The sequence below is a fragment of the Streptomyces sp. NPDC046985 genome (assembly GCF_040644415.1).
Classification (GTDB): domain Bacteria; phylum Actinomycetota; class Actinomycetes; order Streptomycetales; family Streptomycetaceae; genus Streptomyces.
The window spans coordinates 39156-56288 of record NZ_JBEYWK010000007.1 but is presented as its reverse complement, the minus strand read 5'-3'; the positions used below and the strand labels follow the sequence as shown (position 1 = coordinate 56288).

Here is a 17133-nt window from a genome sequence, read left to right as displayed (position 1 = left end):
CCCCGGCCCTGACCTCCGGACCCTCGCCCGACCCGGGACCCTCGCTCGGCCCCGGCCCCTCGCCCGGCCCGGCCTCCCGGTCTGGGAATCGGCGGGCGCGGCATGCTGTTGCCCGGTCGGCGGTGCTTCCCCCGACACGAGGAGAACCTGTGGTGTACGGCGACGCGGCGACGGTCCGCAAGATCCTGACCGGGCTCGGTGACACCTGGGCCGTGGTGGGCCTCTCCGACAACCGCGAGCGCGCCGCGTACGGCGTGGCGCGGGTGCTTCAGCGGTTCGGCAAGCGGATCGTCCCGGTCCATCCCAAGGCGGAGACGGTGCACGGCGAGCAGGGTTACGCCTCCCTCGCGGACGTCCCGTTCCCCGTGGACGTGGTCGACGTGTTCGTGAACGGCGACCTGGCGGGCGCGGTCGCCGACGAGGCGGTGGCGAAGGGGGCCGCCGCGGTGTGGTTCCAGCTCGGCGTCGTCGACGAGGCCGCCTATGCCCGGACCCGGGCCGCGGGACTCGCCATGGTCATGGACCGCTGCCCGGCCATCGAAATCCCGCGTCTCGACTAGCCTGTGTCACCTCTTACCAGAAATCCGAAACTGAATAGTTATATTCCTAGGGCCTAGTTGACCTGCACAAAGCATCTCGGGTCAAAAATCCGTAAAGGGAATCTCTATAGGCGTCAAAATCGCCCGGACGGCCTTTTGCCGAAGCGGTTCGCATTCCTACTGTGGGCCGCCATCGGCCCTGTACCGATGCAGCGAACAGAACGAGAGGCCCCCGCGACATGGTGAAACTCGACCAAGCGACTCCCGGCGCCCCCGGGAAAACGACCGGCCTGCGGCGCGACGTCGGTCTGATCGGCCTGATGTGGGCCTCGGTCGGTTCCATCATCGGCTCCGGATGGCTGTACGGCGCGCAGAAGGCCGTCGTGATGGCGGGTCCGGCGGCGATCATCTCCTGGCTGATCGGCACCGTGGCGATCGTGCTGCTGGCCCTCGTGCACGCCGAGCTGGGCGGCATGTTCCCGGTGGCGGGCGGCACCGCCCGTTACCCGCACTACGCCTTCGGCGGGTTCGCGGGCATGTCCTTCGGCTGGTTCTCCTGGCTCCAGGCGGCGACCGTGGCCCCCATCGAGGTGGAGGCCATGATCGGCTACGCCGGTCACTGGCAGTTCGCCAAGGGCTTCCAGGACGCCGACGGCACGCTGACGACCAGCGGCCTCATCGTGGCCCTGGTGCTGATGGCCGTCTTCGTCGCGGTCAACTTCCTGGGCGTGCGGGTGCTGGCGCACACCAACAGCGCGGCCACCTGGTGGAAGATCGCCGTGCCGCTGGCCACGATCTTCATCATCGCCATCGGCAACTTCCACCCGCACAACTTCACCGCCCACGGCTTCGCCCCGTTCGGCGCCAAGGGCGTGCTCGGCGCCATCAGCTCCAGCGGCATCATCTTCGCCCTGCTGGGCTTCGAGCAGGCGATCCAGCTCGCCGGCGAGAGCCGTAACCCCAAGCGCGACCTGCCCCGCGCGACCCTCGGCTCGGTCGCCATCGGCGCGACGATCTACGTGCTGCTCCAGGTCGTGTTCATCGGCGCGCTGCCGCTGAGCTCCTTCGCGCACGGCTGGGCCAAGCTCGACTTCCCCGGCATCAGCGGCCCCTGGGCGGGCCTCGCGACCCTGGTGGGCCTCGGCTGGCTCAGCGTGATCCTCTACATCGACGCCGTGATCTCCCCCGGCGGCACCGGCCTGATCTACACCACCGCCACCTCGCGCGTCTCCTACGGCCTGGCCAAGAACGGCTACGCGCCCAAGCTCTTCGAGCAGACCGACGCGCGGGGCGTGCCGTGGTTCGGCCTCATCATCTCCTTCGTCACCGGCGCGGTCTGCTTCCTGCCCTTCCCGAGCTGGCAGGAACTGGTCGGCTTCATCACCTCCGCGAGCGTGCTGATGTACGCGGGAGCGCCGCTGGCCTACGGCGTGTTCGCCGACCGGCTGCCGGAGCGCGAGCGGCCCTACCGCCTGCCCGCCGGCAAGGTGCTCTCCCCGCTGTCCTTCGTCGTCGCCAACCTGATCATCTACTGGGCCGGCTGGGACACCCTGTGGCGCCTCGGCGTGGCGATCGTCCTCGGCTACCTGCTGCTGGGCGGCTACGCCTACTACGCCACGCGCAAGGGCCTGCCCGACGCGCCCCGGATGAACTTCCGCGCCGCCCAGTGGCTGCCGGTCTACCTGCTGGGCATGGGCCTGATCTCCTGGCAGGGCGGCTTCGGCGGCCAGGCCCACATCGCCCTGTGGTGGGACATGCTCATCGTCGCGGCCTTCTCGGTCGGCATCTACTACTGGGCCAAGGCCAGCGCGGCCGGGCCCGAGGAGATCGAGCGCAGCATCGAAGAGGTCGTCGTCACCGACGCGCCCGCGCACTGACCTGATTCCGCAGTTGCCGACGGTGTCCCGCAGGCGCGACCGCTCCCCCGGTCGCGCCTGACGGGACACCGTCATAATGCGCGGGTGACGCACCTCGCCCGGGGCGACGGGATCGGGCTGGCGCGACACTCGGCGAAGGCCCTGCGCGGGGTGGGAGTACCAGGAGTTCTCCCAGCGGCTCTCCGACGTCTGCCACGGCACGTCCGCGGGCGACTCCTACCGCGCGGGCACGACGCTGGCCCGGTGCGCCGCCTGTTCGCCTCCCCCGCCGCCGCGGCCGCCTTCGCGGAGCAGTGCCCGGGAACGGCCGCGTACGGCTGACAGACCGCCGCGCCGGGGATCGGTGGGCCGGGGACCGGTGGGCCGGGGACCGGGGATCGGGGGGCATGACGCTGGCCGACGGCTGACAGCGGGAAGGCGCCTCCCCACCGGGCCAGCCAGCCCCGTCAGTGCACGGGCGGCACCGACACCGCCATCACCATCTCCATGGGCACAGCGCCGTCGTTGGCGTAGGTGTGCGGGACGTCGGCCTCGAAGGACGCGCTCGCCCCTTCGGGCACCCGGTGCCGCACGCCGTCGACGGTCAGGGTCAGCTCGCCCGCCCTGACGTGGACCAGCTCGACCGTGCCCGCCGGATGCGGATCGGAGGGGCTGCCCTCGCCCGGCGCCAGGCGCCAGTCCCACATCTCCAGCGGGCCGGGCGCCTCGACCCCGGCCAGCAGCCGGTTGTAGCTGCCCGCGTCGGTGTGCCAGAGCCGTACCGCCTGCTCGGCGGGGACGACGCGGACCTTCGGGCCCTGTGCGTAGTCGAGCAGGGTGGTGACGCTGATCCCGAGGGCGTCGCCTACCTTGACGACGGTGCCGAGACTCGGGTTGGTGCGGGCCTGCTCGATCTGGATGAGCATGCCGCGGCTGACCCCGGCCCGAGCGGCGAGGACGTCCAGGGTGAAACCGCGCTCGGTGCGCCAGCGCTTGACGTTGCGCGCGAGGGACTGGGTCAGCAGGTCGAGATCCGCCACATTCCGTCCAATATCGTGGATGCGCGAGTTCGCTTGACTGAACTTCAAGGGTTGCACCCGATCGTTCGTCGAACTGTACTGCGAGGCGTCCATGACGACGTTCTGCGCCCCGTGACAGCGTTCCTCCGCAGCCGTTGCGGGGGCCCGCGTGAGCGAGCGCACCGGGCATGGCAGCATGCAGAGCATGAGCACGAAGACCGTCGCCGAGAAGCTGCGCATCACCGCGGGTGCGCGCCTGTGGATCTGGGACCCCGCCCACCTGAGTCTGGTCACCGGTCTCCCGCAGGACGTGGACACGGACGCCGGGCCCGGCGAGGCGGACGTGACGCTCGCGTTCGTCGAGGACGCGGCAGCCCTGCACCGTTGCCTGAGCGAGCACGGCGACGCGCTCCGCCAGGCCCCGGTCAACTGGATCGCCTACCCGAAGGGCAACCGGGCCGACATCAACCGCGACACCTTGGCGCGCATCGCCGGCGACTACGGCCTCCGCCCCAACGCCCAGGTCGCGGTCGACGAGCGATGGTCGGCGCTGCGGCTCCGGGCGCTGCGGCCGGGAGAGGCGCCCGTCGAGCCGGGGGCGGCCCGGTAGCAGGACCGCCGCTCAGCCCTCTGACAGGCGTCGACCCGCCGGGCGAAGAGCCGGCCCACGCCGAGGGAATGCCTCTTCAGTCCGGTGCACCGGAGAGCTTCACCGGCTCGCGACGCCCGGCACGCCTTTCCGGTGACAGCACTCGCTAGGCCGTGTCGGACACGGCCCGTCCCTCCGCTTCCCGTTCTGCCGGGTGGGGTGCGGCGAGGGCGGCCGCCGCCTCCTCGTCCAGGTCCGCCAGCGCGCGCAGTTGCTCCGGGGTGACGCCGTCCGGGACCGGCCTCGGCGCCGGTGTCCGCAGCGGCGGCTGCCAGCCCTCGTCCGGCGTCCAGCGGCGCACCACGCGGGCCGGCGCCCCGGCGACGACCGCGTGGTCGGGCACCTCGCCGCGGACCACCGCGCCCGCCGCGACCACCGCGTTCCTGCCGATCCGCGCACCGGGCAGGATCACCGCGCCGGTGCCGATCCAGCAGCCGGGTCCGATGTCCACCGGTTCCATCCGCGGCCACTGCTTGCCGACGGGCTGGTGCGGGTCGTCGTAGGAGTGGTTGGTGGAGGTGACGTAGACGTACGGGCCGAAGTAGCAGTCGCTGCCGATGGTGACCGAGGTGTCCGCGATGACGTGGCTGCCGCGGCCGAGGACCACGCCGTCGCCGATGCGCAGGATCGGGTCGGGGCCGAGGTCCAGGTCGGGCATCAGGCCGGCGGTCAGCGTGACCTGCTCGGCAATGATGCAGTAGGCGCCGAGGTGGATCCAGGGCTCGCCGAAGACCGTGCCGAGCGGGAAGGCCAGCCGGGTGCCCGCGCCGATCGCGCCGAAGCGGAGCCGCCCGGGACGCTCCGCCGAGACGGAGCCCGCGCGCCGCACCCAGGCCCAGCCCGCGTGGACGGCGCGCTGCGCGAGGCGTCGCCGCCATGAGGAGAAGGCGTTCCGGGGCTTGGGCACCCGCTCACCGTACTCAGGCCGGGCCCGGCCCCAGGAGGCGGAGCGCTGTGATCTTCGCCCCACCGCATGCCGTACGGTTCCCGGGACACGGCGCCCCGCGGCGCGCGGCAGGCGGACGAAGAGCAGAAGAAGAGCAGGGAAAGGCGGGACGAGGATGACGCACAGGGCGCTCATCACGGGCATCGGCGGGCGGGAGCCGCAGGTGGACGAGGGGGCGTTCGTGGCGCCCACGGCCACGGTGATCGGCGACGTGGCGCTCGCCGCGGGCGCGAGCGTCTGGTACGGCGCGGTGCTGCGCGGCGACGTGGAGCGGATCGCCGTCGGCGCGAGCAGCAACGTCCAGGACAACTGCACGCTGCACGCCGACCCCGGCTTCCCGGTGACCGTGGGCGAGCGCGTCTCCATCGGGCACAACGCCGTGGTGCACGGCGCGACCGTGGAGGACGACTGCCTGATCGGCATGGGCGCGACGGTGCTCAACGGCGCGGTGATCGGCGCCGGCTCCCTGGTCGCCGCCCAGGCGCTGGTGCCGCAGGGCATGCGGGTGCCGCCGGGCTCCCTCGTCGCGGGCGTGCCCGCCAAGGTCAGGCGGGAGCTGACGGAGGAGGAGCGCCAGGGCCTGACGCTCAACAGCGCGCTGTACGCGGACCTGGCGCAGGCGCATCGGGACGTGCACGCGTAGCGGTCCTGGGGCGGTGTCCCTCGGCGCCCGGGGCGCGTCGGCGGGAGGGCCGTACGCGGGGCGGGGCGTTGGAGGGAGGAGGGGCGGGCGCGACCGTGCCCGTCAGCCGGGCGGGAGGGCGTCGCCCCAGGCGGTCACTCGCCCGCCGCGACCGGCGCCGGTTCGTCGGTTTCCGCGCGGTCGGCGCCGTGGCTCTTGCGCGTCTTGCGCCGCAGCACCAGCATCGAGGCCAGCCCGATGAGCACGGCCACCGCCAGGCCGAGCCAGGAGAACTTCTTCAGCCAGGACTCGGCGACCACGCCGACGTAGTAGATGACGGCCGTCGTGCCGCCCGCCCAGCAGACGCCGCCGAGCACGTTGGCGACGAGGAACTTCCAGTACGGCATGCGCAGCACGCCCGCGAGCGGACCGGCGAAGATGCGCAGCAGGGCGACGAAGCGCCCGGCGAAGACCGCCCACATGCCCCACTTCTCGAAGGACCGCTCGGCCGTGGCCACCTGTCCCTCGCCGAAGTGCCGGGGGAACCTGGCGCCGAGCCAGGCGAGCAGCGGTCGGCCGCCCTTGCGCCCGATGGCGTAGCCGATCGAGTCGCCGAGGACCGCGCCCGCGGTGGCGCACGCGCCGAGCACGACGGGGTTGACGGCGCTGCCGTGCTGCGCGGACATCAGGGCCGCCGAGACCAGGATGATCTCGCCGGGCAACGGGATGCCCAGACTCTCCAGGCCGATGACGAGGGCCACGACGGCGTAGACGGCCGCCGCGGGTACCGTGTCGAGCCACTCCTGGACGTGCACCGCCGGTTCCTCCCGTTTAGCGTCCGCGTGTCGGGGGCGCCGCGAGAAGCGCCGCGCCTCCCCCTCGGGCAGCCTACCTTTTCGCTGCGGAGAGCCGGGGTGACGCGGATCGGCCGGGGCGCGGGGGGCCCGGGGGTTCGGAGCCCGCTGCCGACGGCGACCGGCCAGCCAGCCAGCCAGCCAGCCAGCCAGCCAGCCAGGGGCCACATACACGCGTGCGCGCTGACTGACACCGACGCCCGGTTCGTCACCGACCCGTTCGCCGGGGCCGCACGCGCGGGCGCGCCAGGGTGCAGCCGGTTCCGCGCGTGCGGCGGCGCGGACCGGCACCAGCACCAGCACCAGCACCAGCACCAGCACCAGCACCGACAGAGGCGCTCAGCCGTTGGGGCGCAGCGTCCAGAGGACTTCCATCTCGGTGGTGACGGCGCCGTCCTCGCGCTGGATCCGCACGGCCACCGGGAACTCGGGGCGCTGACCCGCGTCGAGTTCGGCCACCACCTCGGCGACGGGCCGCCCGAGCGTCGCCGTCGCCTTGACCGGGCCGAGGGCGATCTTCTTGAACGCGATCGTGGCGTTCACCGGCAGCGGCACGGCCCGGGAGAGCTGGTCGCCGAAGGCGGCGAGGACGATCGCCCCGCTCGCGGACTCGCCGAGGGTGAACATCGCTCCGGCGTGCGGGCCGCCGACGTGGTTGCGGTACTCCTCCTGGTCCGGCAGGGACAGCACCGCCCGTTCCGGGGTGGTCTCCAGGTACTCCAGGTTCAGGGTGCGCACCATCGGCACCGTGGCGGCGAGCAACTCGCCGATCGACATCTGGTCTGCGCTCATGACCGTCATGTTACTCACGGGTAGATGCCGCTGACCAGACGTCTCCGACCCTGCCGCGCCACGCGGGGTCTTTCTGGTACGTCCCTGACAAGAGCCGGTGACCGAATCGTGTCCCCGACGCCCTAGGGTTATGGGCCATGTGGCCAGGAGAGCAGCCGCCCGGGGGCGAGCAGAACCCGCAGGAAAACCCGTATCAGCAGCCGGGGCGCCAGCAGCCGAATCCGTATCAGCAGCCCGGCTACCAGCAGCCCAATCCCTACGCGCAGCAGCCGCAGCAGGGGCAGCAGCCGTACTGGGGCGCTCCCACGACCCCGCTGGGCGCGCCGCAGCCGCCCGGCGGCAAGGGCGGCGGCGACCGCACCAAGCTGGTGGCGATCATCGCCGCGACGGCCGTGGTGGCAGCCGCCGGCGTGACCGGGTTCCTGGTCCTGGGCGGCGGCAAGGGCGACAAGGCGAACGGCGGGATCGACGGCAAGGCGAGCGGCGCCGCGTCGCCGTCGGCGGCTTCCGCGGATCCGACCGCCTCCGCGGGGGCGGGAGGGGACGACCCGCGCGGCACGGAGACCGAGAAGCCGACGGTCCCGGGCTGGAAGGTCGTCGTCAACCCCAAGCACGGCACCGCGTTCGACGTGCCCGCGGACTGGGAGGTCGACTCGCCCGGCGTGCTCACGTTCTTCGAGGACGAGAAGAAGGGCGACGGCTCGCCGTACATCGGCTTCTCGGCGCCTGCCTTCCTCCAGAAGAACTGGTGCACCTCCGACGACGACAAGGACGGGACCAAGGAGACCACCTCCCTGGCCGCCGCCGGCACCAAGGGCGAGAACGGCGGCAAGGACACCGCGAGCATCGCGCGCGGGGACGCCGCCTCGTTCGCCTTCGGCGGGTACACCGACCAGAAGGACGCCTCCAAGAAGTACCTGAAGATCGGCAAGCCCCAGCCCTTCACGACGAAGTCCGGGGTGCAGGGCAGCGTCGCCACCGCCTACACGACGGGCGTGCCGAAGAGGCACAAGTGCGACAGCGACGGCAAGGCGGTCAGCTTCGCCTTCAAGGACTCGCAGGGCGACTTCGTCTCCTGGACCCTCTACGGCGCCAAGGGCGTCAAGGACGAGTTCTCCGACGCGACCGTGCGGAAGATCCTCAGCACCGTCCGGCTGCACGGCGACCCCACCGACTGACCCGCCCGAGGCGGGGCGGCGGACCGGGGTTCAGCCGATCCGGAACGCCCCGCCCGGCGGCTCGGGCGACGGCACGGCGTCCTCCTCCGCCACCGGGGAGGCCGCGCCGGTGAACACGCGCAGCGCGGCGCCGTGCTCCACCCGGGCGGGAAAGACGTCGGCGGCGGTGAGCCGGGCCAGTGCCGCCGTGTCGACGGGGCGGTGCGCGGCGACCAGCACCGCGTTGCCGAAGCGCCGCCCGCGCAGCACCGCCGGCTCTGCGATCACCGCCAGCTCCTCGAACACCGCGGAGAAGGTGGCGAGCTGGGAGCGCAGGAAGGCGAAGGGCGCGGCGTCGGCGAGGTTGGCGAGGTAGACGCCGTCGGGGCGCAGCACGCGCTCGGCCGCGCGGGCGTAGGCGAGCGTGGTGAGATGGGCCGGGACGCGGGAGCCGCCGAAGACGTCCGCGACCAACGCGTCGGCGCTGTCGGCGGGGGCGCGCTCCAGCCAGGCGCGGGCGTCGGCGGTGTGCAGCGCGATCCCGCTGCCCCGGGGCAGCGGCAGGCAGTCCGCGACCAGCTCCCCCAGACCCCGGTCGGCCTCCACGACCTGCTGCCGCGAGCCCGGCCGGGTGGCGGCCACGTAACGGGGCAGGGTGAGCGCGCCCCCGCCCAGGTGCAGCACGTCCAGCGGACGGCCGGGTGCGGCCAGCGTGTCCAGCACGTGCCCGAGGCGGCGCGCGTACTCGAACTCCAGGTGCGTGGGGTCGTCGAGGTCGACGTAGGACTGCGGCGCCCCGTTCACCGTCAGCAGCCAGGCTCGCGCCCGGTCGACGTCGGGCATCAGCTTGGCGGTCCCGTGATCCACCGTACGGGTCACGGGTATCGGCTCGGTCACCGGTCCATTGTGCCGTCCCTCCCCTCTCCGCTTCCGCCGCCGGGGGGCGCCGGGGACACGAGCTCTGCGGCGATCAGACAGGCGCGTCAGTTAAGGTCGCGGAATGCTCGATGCCACCACCCGTCCTGGGGGCACCGCCACGGCCTGTCCCCCGGCCGCCGCCGAGGAGCCCGCGCCCGCCGTCCGCACGGCCGCGCCGGTCCGGTCCGCCTTCTCCGCCCGCTGCGTGCGCGTACTGCTCTCTCCCTGGTCGCGTCTGTCGCTGCTGCTCGTCCTGCTCGCCGCGGCCGGGGCGTGCGTGCTGCTGTTCCAGCCGCAGAGACTGCTGACGGACGGCTGGCCGTCGCAGCTCGGCGGGGCCGCCGCGGCGGCCGTGTTCGCGGCGGCGTACGGCCTGTGCACGGTGGCGTTCGTGCCGCGTCCGCTGCTGAACCTCGCCGCGGGCGCCCTGTTCGGCTCGCAGTGGGGCCTCGCGTCGGCGCTGGCCGGAACGGTCCTGGGCGCCGGGGCGGCCTTCGGGCTGGGCCGGGCGCTGGGCCAGGACGCGCTGCGTCCGCTGCTGCGCGGACGGCTGCTGACGGCCGCGGACGGACAGCTCAGCCGGCACGGCTTCCGCTCGATGACGGCGGCCCGCCTCTTCCCCGGGGTGCCGTTCTGGGCGGCGAACTACTGCGCCGCGGTCTCCCGCATGGGCTGGCCGGCGTTCCTGCTCGCGACGGCGCTCGGCTCGGTCCCGAACACCGCCGCCTACGCCGTCGCCGGGGCCCGCGCGGCCGCGCCGACCTCGCCCGCGTTCCTGCTCGCGATGGCGGGCATCGTTCTGCCGGCGCTGGCGGGCGCCGCGGTGGCCTGGCGCAAACGCCATCACCTGCGCGCCCGCTGACGAGGCGTCCGGTCCGGCGCGCGGCCGCCGCCCACTGCTTCTTCCCGCCGGTCGCGCCGGACCGTACCGGCTTCCGGCGCACGCGAGTGGAGGCGGCCTTGGAGAGCGGCGCCGTGCGCCTGGAGACCTGCGCCGCGTGCTGCACCACCGCCCCGCTGTTCCCGGCACTGAGGGCGAGTGTCCGCCGCCGTGATCGCCTTCCGGTCCTGGCACACGGTCCTCGCCCTGGTCATGGCCGGTGTGCCCGCCCCGCGCGGGGCGGCGCCGACAGGCTGAGCGGACGCCTCACCCGCCGGAAACAAGCCGCGATGGCCGACTTCCCCGCCTCCGTGTAGCCGTCCGGTAGCGCAGCGTCAGTGCTTGCCCCTAGGCTTGGGCCATGTCCCCCGATTCCCTGGCCTCTGGTTCCGCGCGGTCCTCCGCCGACCTGAACGAGCAGATCCGTTCGCTCTGGCTGCGTTCCGGCGGATCCCTGTCGTCCCAGGAGCGTGCCGAGTACGAACTGCTGGTGGTCGAGTGGGCCGCCGCCATCCGGTGCGAGGTGATCGAGGCGGCCTGACGAGGCGGCCGGTCCCTTCGCTCCCGGCCGCGGCCCCCTCACAGCACGGCGCCTGCGGAGGACCCACGGCGGCCCTGGTCAGTGGCGGCCGCTCTGCGCTCCTGCGGCGGCCCCTGGTAGGGCAGCGCCGACATCCTGGCCACGTCAACGCTCCGGACGGTTCGCGGCCGCGACAGCTCCCCGACCCCTGACCGGGCTTCAGCGGCCGCCGGACACGCGCAGCACCGCTCCAGAGACGTAGGAGGCGTCCGGAGACAGCAGCCAGGCGACGGCCGCGGCGATCTCCTCGGCCTGGGCCGCCCGCCCCAGCGGCACCGCGGCGGCCATCCGCCGGACCCGGTCCGGATCTCCCATCGCCTCGTGGATGCCCGTGTCGACCAGCCCGGGGGCGACCGCGTTGACGCGGATGCCGTCGGGGCCGAGTTCCTTGGCGAGGCCCACCGTGAAGGCGTCGACGGCCGCCTTGGCAGCCGCGTAGTGCACGTACTCGCCGGGGGCGCCGAGCGTGGCCGCCGCGGACGACACGTTCACGATCGCGCCGTTTCCACGCGGCGCCATGAGCTGGACGGCACGGCGGGAGCACAGCAGGGCGCCGAGCAGGTCGACCTCCACCACGCGGCGCAGGTCGGCGGGGTCGGCGTCGGCGAGGCGACCGAGCGGTCCGGTCACTCCGGCGTTGTTCACCAGTGCCGTGATCGGACCGAGCCGTTTCTCCGCCGTGCCGAACAGGCGGTCCACGTCCGCCTCCACCGAGGTGTCGGCCCGGACGGCGACGCCGCGCGCCCCGGCGGCGACCACGTCGGCTGCGACGGCCTCGGCGGTCTCGGCGTCGTGGACGTAGCCGACCACCACGTCGTGCCCCTCGTCCGCCAGCCGCCGGCACACGGCGGTGCCGATGCCCCGGCCGCCGCCGGTGACGACCGTCACGAGTCGTTTCACGCAGACCTCCACAGCTCGGCCGCACGGCGGCGACCCCCGACCGCCTCGGCGGACCCCACCGTACGCCTCCGGGGTCCGCGACCCGGGCGGCCAGAGGGGGCGCGGCGGCGGGCACGGCGGCCCTTGACGCCAGCGGCACCCGAACACCGAGCAGCACCCTGACACCCGGCTGCCCAGCCGCCCAGCCGCCCAGCCGCCCGCAGGGGTGCCGCCATGCGCACGGCGACTCAGCCCCCGGGCAGGCCCAGTGCCCTGTGACCTGCCGGCGACTGACCTTCCGGGGACGCCTTCACCTCGGCGCCCAGCCGCGCGCCAGCCCGTTCCGGCAGCCCGTGGCGACCGCGAGGGCCGCGCGGCGGCGCGTCCGGAGCGTCCGCGTCTGGAACGGCCTGCGGCGCCCCGGGGGCGGCCGCCGCGGCGAGCGGGCGCCGGGCGCGGCCCGCACACTGGTGTCGTTCCCAGGGGTAACCAGGACGGTGCGCGGGGTAGGAGGCCGCCGTATGAAGACGTTCGGCCGCTGGCTCGCCTCCCCGTGGCGACGCTCGCTGCTCGCCGCCCTCGCGGGGGCCCTGCCCATGCTCGCCTTCCCGGCGCCGTCGCTGTGGTGGTTCGCCTACGTCGCCCTGGTGCCGTGGCTGCTGCTCGCCCGCAGCGCGCCGACCGGGAGGCGGGCCGCGTACGACGGCTGGCTCGGCGGCCTGGGATTCATGCTGGCCGTGCACCACTGGCTGCTGCCCAGCCTGCACGTCTTCACGGTGGTGCTCGCGGCGCTGCTCGGCGCGCTGTGGGCGCCGTGGGGGTGGACGGTGCGGCGGCTTCTGGGCGGGGCGCCGTCGCCGCGGCGCTGCGCTGCGGCCCTGCTCGTGCTGCCCTCGGGCTGGCTCGCGGTCGAACTGGTCCGCTCCTGGCAGGGGCTGGGCGGCCCCTGGGGCATGCTGGGCGCCAGCCAGTGGCAAGTCGCGCCCGCGCTGCGGCTGGCCTCGGTGGGCGGGGTGTGGCTGCTGAGCTTCCTCGTCGTGGCCGTCAACGTCGCGCTCGCCCTGCTCGCCACGGCCCGCGCGACCCGGCGCCCCGCGGCGGCCGGACTCCCCTCGGCGGCCGGGCTCGTCGCGGCGGCCGGGCTGGTCGCCACCGCCGCGGCTGCCTCCGCGGCGTGGGTGTGGGCGCCGCGTCCCACCGTGGACGGCCACGTGCGCATCGCCGTCGTGCAGCCGGGCGTGATCAGCGGGGCCCAGAGCGGACTGCGGCGTTTCGACCGTGAGGAGCGGCTGACCCGCGGCCTGGCCGGGCAGCACGTCGACCTGGCGGTGTGGGGCGAGAGCAGCGTCGGCTACGACCTGGCCGCACGTCCTGACCTCGCCCGGCGGATCGCCGCCCTCTCCCGGGCCGTCGGCGCCGACGTGCTGGTCAACGTGGACGCCCGACGCTCCGACCGGCCCGGGATCTACAAGAGTTCCGTACTGGTCGGCCCCGGCGGCCCGACCGGCGACCGCTACGACAAGATGCGGCTCGTCCCGTTCGGCGAGTACGTCCCGGCCCGTTCGCTGCTCGGCTGGGCGACCTCCGTCGGCAAGGCGGCGGGCGAGGACCGCAAGCGCGGCGCCGGGCAGGTGGTGATGGACGTGGGCCGCGGTCTGCGCGTCGGCCCGCTGGTGTGCTTCGAGACGGCGTTCCCGGACATGAGCCGCCACCTGGCGCGGGACGGGGCCGGGGTGCTGCTCGCGCAGTCGTCGACGGCCACCTTCCAGCGGAGCTGGGCGCCCGAGCAGCACGCGTCGCTCGGCGCGCTGCGCGCCGCCGAGACCGGGCGGCCGATGGTGCACGCCACGCTGACCGGCGTCTCCGCCGTCTACGGCCCTGGCGGCGAGCGCGTCGGCGCCTGGCTCGGCACGGACGCCGCTGCCGCGCGGGTGTACGACGTCCCGACCGCGCACGGCGCCACCCCCTATGTCCGCTTCGGGGACTGGCCGGTGGGCGCGGCGCTGCTGGCGCTGGCGGCGTGGTGCGCCGTGGAGGGCCTGCGGACGATCAGAGCGCGCCGGAGCGTTCCAGCACCGTCCGCACCACGCGCTCGCACAGTTCGTGAGTCTCCAGCGCGTCCCGGGCGCTGAGCAGCCTGCCCGCGCGCACGGCGTCGAGGAACGACAGCACGGCCTGCTCGATGCCGCGCTGGCGGGCCACCGGCACCCAGTCGCCGCGCCGTCGCACGGTCGGCTGGCCCTTGTGGTCGACGGTCTCGGCGAGGTTGACCACCTGCCGCTTGGCGTCCTGGCCGGAGACCTCCAGGATCTCCTCGGCGGAGCCGCTGAGCCGGTTCATCACCCCGAGCGCGGTGAACCCGTCGCCGGCGAGCTGGAGCACCACGTGGTGCAGCAGGCCGTCGCGCATCCGGCCGCGCACGGTGACGTCGTCGACCGGGCCGGGCGCCAGGAACCGCAGCGTGTCCACGACGTGGATGAAGTCGTCGAGGACCATGGTGCGGGGATCCTCCGGCAGCCCGACGCGGTTCTTCTGCAAAAGGATCAGCTCGCGCGGATGCTCGGCGCACTGCGCGTAGCCGGGGGCGTGGCGCCGGTTGAAGCCGACCGCCAGCGACACCCCGCGGTCCTCGGCCAGCGCCACCAAGCGGGCGGAGTCGGCGAGATCGTAGGCGAGCGGCTTGTCCACGTAGGTCGCCACGCCCGCCTCCAGCAGCCGGGCGACGATCTCGGGGTGCGCGCGGGTCGGGGCGTGCACGAAAGCCGCGTCGAGATCCTGTCCGATCAGGGCGTCCAGGTCCTCGTGGCGCTGCGCGGCGGGCAGGCGCAGGCCGTCAGCGACCCGGTGCAGGGTCGCCGGGGTCCGGGTCTGGAGGTGCAGCTCCACCCCGGGCAGGGCGCCCAGCACCGGCAGGTACGCCTTCTGCGCGATGTCGCCCAGTCCGATGCAGCCGACCCTCACGTGTTCTCCCTCGCCCCGCGTGTGCTTCTCGTCGGGCCCGGCGCGCTGGCCGGAACCGGCAGGATCGCCCTGCCGCGCCCGCACGGCAGCATACGGCGGCTGCGACGGCCGCCGGTCGGCGACGACGGCGGCTGCGGCGCGGCGGCGGCTGCGGCTGCGACGCCCCGCAGCCGCGGTCCCGGACTGGCACGTGCTGCCCCTGCTCGCCTCGCTGGACGGGCCGATGTCGTCCTGCGGGGCAGGGACCCTCCCCACCCGGGCGCCGGAAAGCGGCGAGGTGCGTCCCGACCTGCGGGGCTGCCAGCGGGCAGTTCCGGCACGGGAAAACTCCTGGTGTGAGCCGACGGGCGGCGCCAAGATCCGGGACATGACGACGACACGCCAAGAGCCCGCCCTGAACGCCGACGAACGCACCATGCTGGACGGCTGGTTGGACTACCACCGGCAGACGCTGGCGTGGAAGTGCGAGGGCCTGACCGACGCACAGCTTCGGACCGCCTCCGCCGAGCCCTCCGAGCTGACGCTGATGGGTCTGGTCCGGCACATGGCCGAGGTGGAGCGGTACTGGTTCCGCGCGGTGCTCACCGGTGAGGACTCCGCACCGCTCTACTGCGGCGAGCAGGACCCGGACGGCGACTTCCACGTCACCGCGCAGGACACCTGGGCCGAGGCGTCCGCCGTCTGGCAGGCCGAGATCGAGGCCGCCCGCCGCGTCGCGGCCGGCTTGGACCTCGACCGGCTGTCCGAGCGCCTCGACAAGCGCACCGGTGAGCCGTTCAGCCTGCGGTGGATCTACACGCACATGATCGAGGAGTACGCCCGCCACAACGGCCACGCCGACCTGGTCCGCGAGCGGATCGACGGGGCTGCCGGCGACTGAGGGCAGCGATCCGGGCGTCATCCGCGCACGTCGGCCGCACTCCGCACGGGGCCGAAGATCACTCGTGTGGGGGATCGCCGGGCCGTTCGGCGCCCGTGAGGGGGCTGGAGGCAGCAGAGTGGCCGGGTGCACCGAACGACGACCGCCGCCGCGCTCTTGGTCGCCCTCGCCGCCGGGGCCCTCACCGGATGCGTGACGGTCCCCCGCCCGGCGGCCCCCGGCCCGGCGGCGGCTACGTACCGGCCCCAGGCCGCCCACCCCGACGGCAGCGCCGCGCCCCGACCCGTCCAGGCTCCCGCCCGGGAGGCCCTGGAACGCGTGGGCCCGCCCCACGCACCGGCTCCGGCGGCCGCGCGCCACGCTGCCGCCGCCCCGCCGCCCGCGCGGTCGCGCCAACTCCCGCCGCCCCGCACCGCCGGACACAGGCCCGGATACGGGGCGGTGCCGCACAGGGCCGCCCCGCACCGGCCGCCGGGTCCGCCCGGCAAGGCTCCGCACGGAACCGGGCGGCCAGCGGGCAGCCCGGACGTCTGCGCGCTCGGCAGGAAGTACGGCGGCTGGCGCCCGAACGACCCCGCGGCCCGGATCTGCGGCGACGCCTACGGCCACTGACCCGCGCCGCCGGGCGCCGCCGCGTGCCGCTCTCCGCGCTGGGGTGATCTCCAGGACACGCACCTGACACCGCGCCGCACGCCCTCCAGGCGGACCACGGGGGTGCGGGCAAGGCGGGCCGCGGGCGTACAGCGACCAGGTGCGGGAGCGTCTCCCTAGGAGCGCTGGCGAGGCGGTCCCCCGGGGCCGCCTCCTCGATCGGCGCCGCCCTCGCCGAGCCGTAGCGCCAGCCGGTGGATCGCCGCACGCACGCCGTCGCCGTGGCCGTCGCGCGCCAGGGCGACGGCCGCGACGCGGGCGCGGTGGAGGTGGGAGCGGGCGGCCCCGCAGCGGCCGAGTTTCAGATAGGCGCCGGCGAGGCTGAGGTGGAGGGACGGGTAGAAGGCGCGGGCCGCCGACGCGGCCTCGGGCCCGGCGTGCCGGTCGTCCGCCTCCATCAGCTCTTGGGCGGCCGACAGCGCCCGGAGGTCCCAGGCCAGTTCGTCCGAGGGATCGTCCTGCGTGTCCGCCATGTAATGGGCCAGCGTGCAGCGGTGCAGTGGATCGCCGTCCTCGCAGATCTCACCCCACAGATCGAGGAACCGCGTCCGGGCCTCTTCGCGGTCCCCCGCGTGGTGCAGCATGACGCACTGCCCGATCCGCGTCATCACGGCGTCCGCCGCTGTCTGCCCCTGTCGCTCCGTCACCCGGCCTCCCGCGCTGTCCCGACCCGACTCCCCCGACGTTAGGGCCTGTCCGCCCGATCCGGCCGCAGCCACGAAGTCCGGCGCGCGTCCGGCGGCGGCCCGCCCCCCGGTCTGCCTCCGACGCGCACCCCCGTCTTCCTCCGGCGCGCACACCGATCTTCCTTCGGCCCGCGCCCCGGTCCTCCTCCCTCGCGCGCCGCCGTCCGCATCCGGCACGCGCCGCCCCGGGGCCGCCGAACCGCCCGAAGCCGCAGCTCAGCCGTGTCCGCCCGCACCCCTGACCGGCCATGCGCCGCCCGGCCC

General features: G+C 74.4%; 18 protein-coding genes and 1 pseudogene. 11 read left to right on the top strand and 8 right to left on the bottom strand.

What is annotated here, in order from left to right; translation table 11 throughout:
* The first annotated feature begins 152 nt into the window (after nt 1-152).
* From ABZ861_RS11005 to ABZ861_RS10995, 3 genes and pseudogenes are all read left to right on the top strand, one after another.
* Nucleotides 153-560 (top strand): CoA-binding protein, encoded by a 408-nt coding sequence (locus ABZ861_RS11005; RefSeq protein WP_361627872.1) that lies wholly within the window; start codon nt 153-155, stop codon nt 558-560.
* 218 nt (nt 561-778) lie between these two features.
* On the top strand, nt 779-2416 hold the full coding sequence (locus ABZ861_RS11000; RefSeq protein ID WP_361627199.1) for an APC family permease: 1638 nt from the start codon (nt 779-781) through the stop codon (nt 2414-2416).
* 75 nt (nt 2417-2491) lie between these two features.
* A pseudogene (locus tag ABZ861_RS10995) lies at nt 2492-2737 on the top strand (4-hydroxybenzoate 3-monooxygenase); the annotation flags it as partial.
* A 125-nt stretch (nt 2738-2862) separates the two neighbouring features.
* Here the strand turns inward: ABZ861_RS10995 and ABZ861_RS10990 are convergent.
* Nucleotides 2863-3435 carry an XRE family transcriptional regulator gene (locus ABZ861_RS10990; protein WP_361627196.1) on the bottom strand — a complete coding sequence of 191 codons (573 nt, stop codon included), beginning with the start codon at nt 3433-3435 and terminating at the stop codon, nt 2863-2865.
* 184 nt (nt 3436-3619) lie between these two features.
* Between ABZ861_RS10990 and ABZ861_RS10985 the strand changes: the two genes are divergently transcribed.
* The gene (locus tag ABZ861_RS10985; protein WP_361627193.1) at nt 3620-4024 is read left to right on the top strand and encodes a hypothetical protein; all 405 of its coding nucleotides are present in this window, start codon (nt 3620-3622) and stop codon (nt 4022-4024) included.
* Between the two features lie 145 nt (nt 4025-4169).
* Here ABZ861_RS10985 and ABZ861_RS10980 read toward each other — a convergent pair whose 3' ends face one another.
* A complete protein-coding gene (locus ABZ861_RS10980) occupies nt 4170-4970 on the bottom strand; it encodes an acyltransferase (RefSeq protein WP_361627190.1) in 801 nt (266 codons plus the stop codon).
* Between the two features lie 154 nt (nt 4971-5124).
* Here ABZ861_RS10980 and ABZ861_RS10975 point away from each other — a divergent pair, with 154 nt between their 5' ends.
* Nucleotides 5125-5652, top strand: coding sequence for a gamma carbonic anhydrase family protein (locus tag ABZ861_RS10975; RefSeq protein ID WP_361627187.1), 528 nt, complete (start codon nt 5125-5127; stop codon nt 5650-5652).
* Between the two features lie 134 nt (nt 5653-5786).
* On the opposite strand, the gene ABZ861_RS10970 is transcribed toward ABZ861_RS10975, so the two are convergent.
* Nucleotides 5787-6446 (bottom strand): DedA family protein, encoded by a 660-nt coding sequence (locus ABZ861_RS10970; RefSeq protein ID WP_361627184.1) that lies wholly within the window; start codon nt 6444-6446, stop codon nt 5787-5789.
* A 378-nt stretch (nt 6447-6824) separates the two neighbouring features.
* Nucleotides 6825-7262 (bottom strand): DUF4442 domain-containing protein, encoded by a 438-nt coding sequence (locus tag ABZ861_RS10965; protein ID WP_361627869.1) that lies wholly within the window; start codon nt 7260-7262, stop codon nt 6825-6827.
* Nucleotides 7263-7414: 152 nt separating this feature from the next.
* On the opposite strand from ABZ861_RS10965, the gene ABZ861_RS10960 reads away from it, so the two are divergent.
* Nucleotides 7415-8455, top strand: coding sequence for a hypothetical protein (locus ABZ861_RS10960; protein WP_361627181.1), 1041 nt, complete (start codon nt 7415-7417; stop codon nt 8453-8455).
* Between the two features lie 30 nt (nt 8456-8485).
* On the opposite strand, the gene ABZ861_RS10955 is transcribed toward ABZ861_RS10960, so the two are convergent.
* The gene (locus tag ABZ861_RS10955) at nt 8486-9331 is read right to left on the bottom strand and encodes a fused MFS/spermidine synthase (protein WP_361627178.1); all 846 of its coding nucleotides are present in this window, start codon (nt 9329-9331) and stop codon (nt 8486-8488) included.
* A gap of 103 nt (nt 9332-9434) precedes the next feature.
* On the opposite strand from ABZ861_RS10955, the gene ABZ861_RS10950 reads away from it, so the two are divergent.
* Entirely contained in the window at nt 9435-10214 is a 780-nt protein-coding gene (locus ABZ861_RS10950) for a VTT domain-containing protein (RefSeq protein WP_361627175.1), read from the top strand.
* Between the two features lie 379 nt (nt 10215-10593).
* Nucleotides 10594-10773: a hypothetical protein gene (locus ABZ861_RS10945; RefSeq protein WP_361627172.1), complete on the top strand. Its 180-nt coding sequence runs from the start codon at nt 10594-10596 to the stop codon at nt 10771-10773.
* Between the two features lie 198 nt (nt 10774-10971).
* Here ABZ861_RS10945 and ABZ861_RS10940 read toward each other — a convergent pair whose 3' ends face one another.
* Nucleotides 10972-11712 (bottom strand): SDR family oxidoreductase, encoded by a 741-nt coding sequence (locus ABZ861_RS10940; RefSeq protein WP_361627169.1) that lies wholly within the window; start codon nt 11710-11712, stop codon nt 10972-10974.
* A 500-nt stretch (nt 11713-12212) separates the two neighbouring features.
* Between ABZ861_RS10940 and lnt the strand changes: the two genes are divergently transcribed.
* Entirely contained in the window at nt 12213-13823 is a 1611-nt protein-coding gene (gene lnt / locus ABZ861_RS10935; RefSeq protein WP_361627166.1) for an apolipoprotein N-acyltransferase, read from the top strand.
* Here the strand turns inward: lnt and ABZ861_RS10930 are convergent.
* Nucleotides 13741-14652 carry a Gfo/Idh/MocA family oxidoreductase gene (locus ABZ861_RS10930; protein WP_361627163.1) on the bottom strand — a complete coding sequence of 304 codons (912 nt, stop codon included), beginning with the start codon at nt 14650-14652 and terminating at the stop codon, nt 13741-13743. The genes lnt and ABZ861_RS10930 overlap by 83 nt on opposite strands.
* Nucleotides 14653-15019: 367 nt before the next feature.
* Here ABZ861_RS10930 and ABZ861_RS10925 point away from each other — a divergent pair, with 367 nt between their 5' ends.
* A complete protein-coding gene (locus tag ABZ861_RS10925) occupies nt 15020-15532 on the top strand; it encodes a DinB family protein (RefSeq protein WP_361627160.1) in 513 nt (170 codons plus the stop codon).
* Nucleotides 15533-15658: 126 nt separating this feature from the next.
* Nucleotides 15659-16144, top strand: coding sequence for a hypothetical protein (locus tag ABZ861_RS10920; RefSeq protein ID WP_361627157.1), 486 nt, complete (start codon nt 15659-15661; stop codon nt 16142-16144).
* A 155-nt stretch (nt 16145-16299) separates the two neighbouring features.
* Here ABZ861_RS10920 and ABZ861_RS10915 read toward each other — a convergent pair whose 3' ends face one another.
* Nucleotides 16300-16830 (bottom strand): hypothetical protein, encoded by a 531-nt coding sequence (locus tag ABZ861_RS10915; RefSeq protein WP_361627154.1) that lies wholly within the window; start codon nt 16828-16830, stop codon nt 16300-16302.
* Between the last annotated feature and the right edge of the window lie 303 nt (nt 16831-17133).

Bases quoted from the DNA above. Each gene is read 5' to 3' on its own strand.
- ABZ861_RS11000 (WP_361627199.1), top strand. From the start codon at position 779: ATGGTGAAACTCGACCAAGCGACTCCCGGCGCCCCCGGGAAAACGACC.
- ABZ861_RS10985 (WP_361627193.1), top strand. From the start codon at position 3,620: ATGAGCACGAAGACCGTCGCCGAGAAGCTGCGCATCACCGCGGGTGCG.
- ABZ861_RS10975 (WP_361627187.1), top strand. From the start codon at position 5,125: ATGACGCACAGGGCGCTCATCACGGGCATCGGCGGGCGGGAGCCGCAG.
- ABZ861_RS10965 (WP_361627869.1), bottom strand. From the start codon at position 7,262: ATGTCGATCGGCGAGTTGCTCGCCGCCACGGTGCCGATGGTGCGCACC.
- ABZ861_RS10960 (WP_361627181.1), top strand. From the start codon at position 7,415: ATGTGGCCAGGAGAGCAGCCGCCCGGGGGCGAGCAGAACCCGCAGGAA.
- ABZ861_RS10950 (WP_361627175.1), top strand. From the start codon at position 9,435: ATGCTCGATGCCACCACCCGTCCTGGGGGCACCGCCACGGCCTGTCCC.
- ABZ861_RS10945 (WP_361627172.1), top strand. From the start codon at position 10,594: ATGTCCCCCGATTCCCTGGCCTCTGGTTCCGCGCGGTCCTCCGCCGAC.
- lnt (WP_361627166.1), top strand. From the start codon at position 12,213: ATGAAGACGTTCGGCCGCTGGCTCGCCTCCCCGTGGCGACGCTCGCTG.
- ABZ861_RS10925 (WP_361627160.1), top strand. From the start codon at position 15,020: ATGACGACGACACGCCAAGAGCCCGCCCTGAACGCCGACGAACGCACC.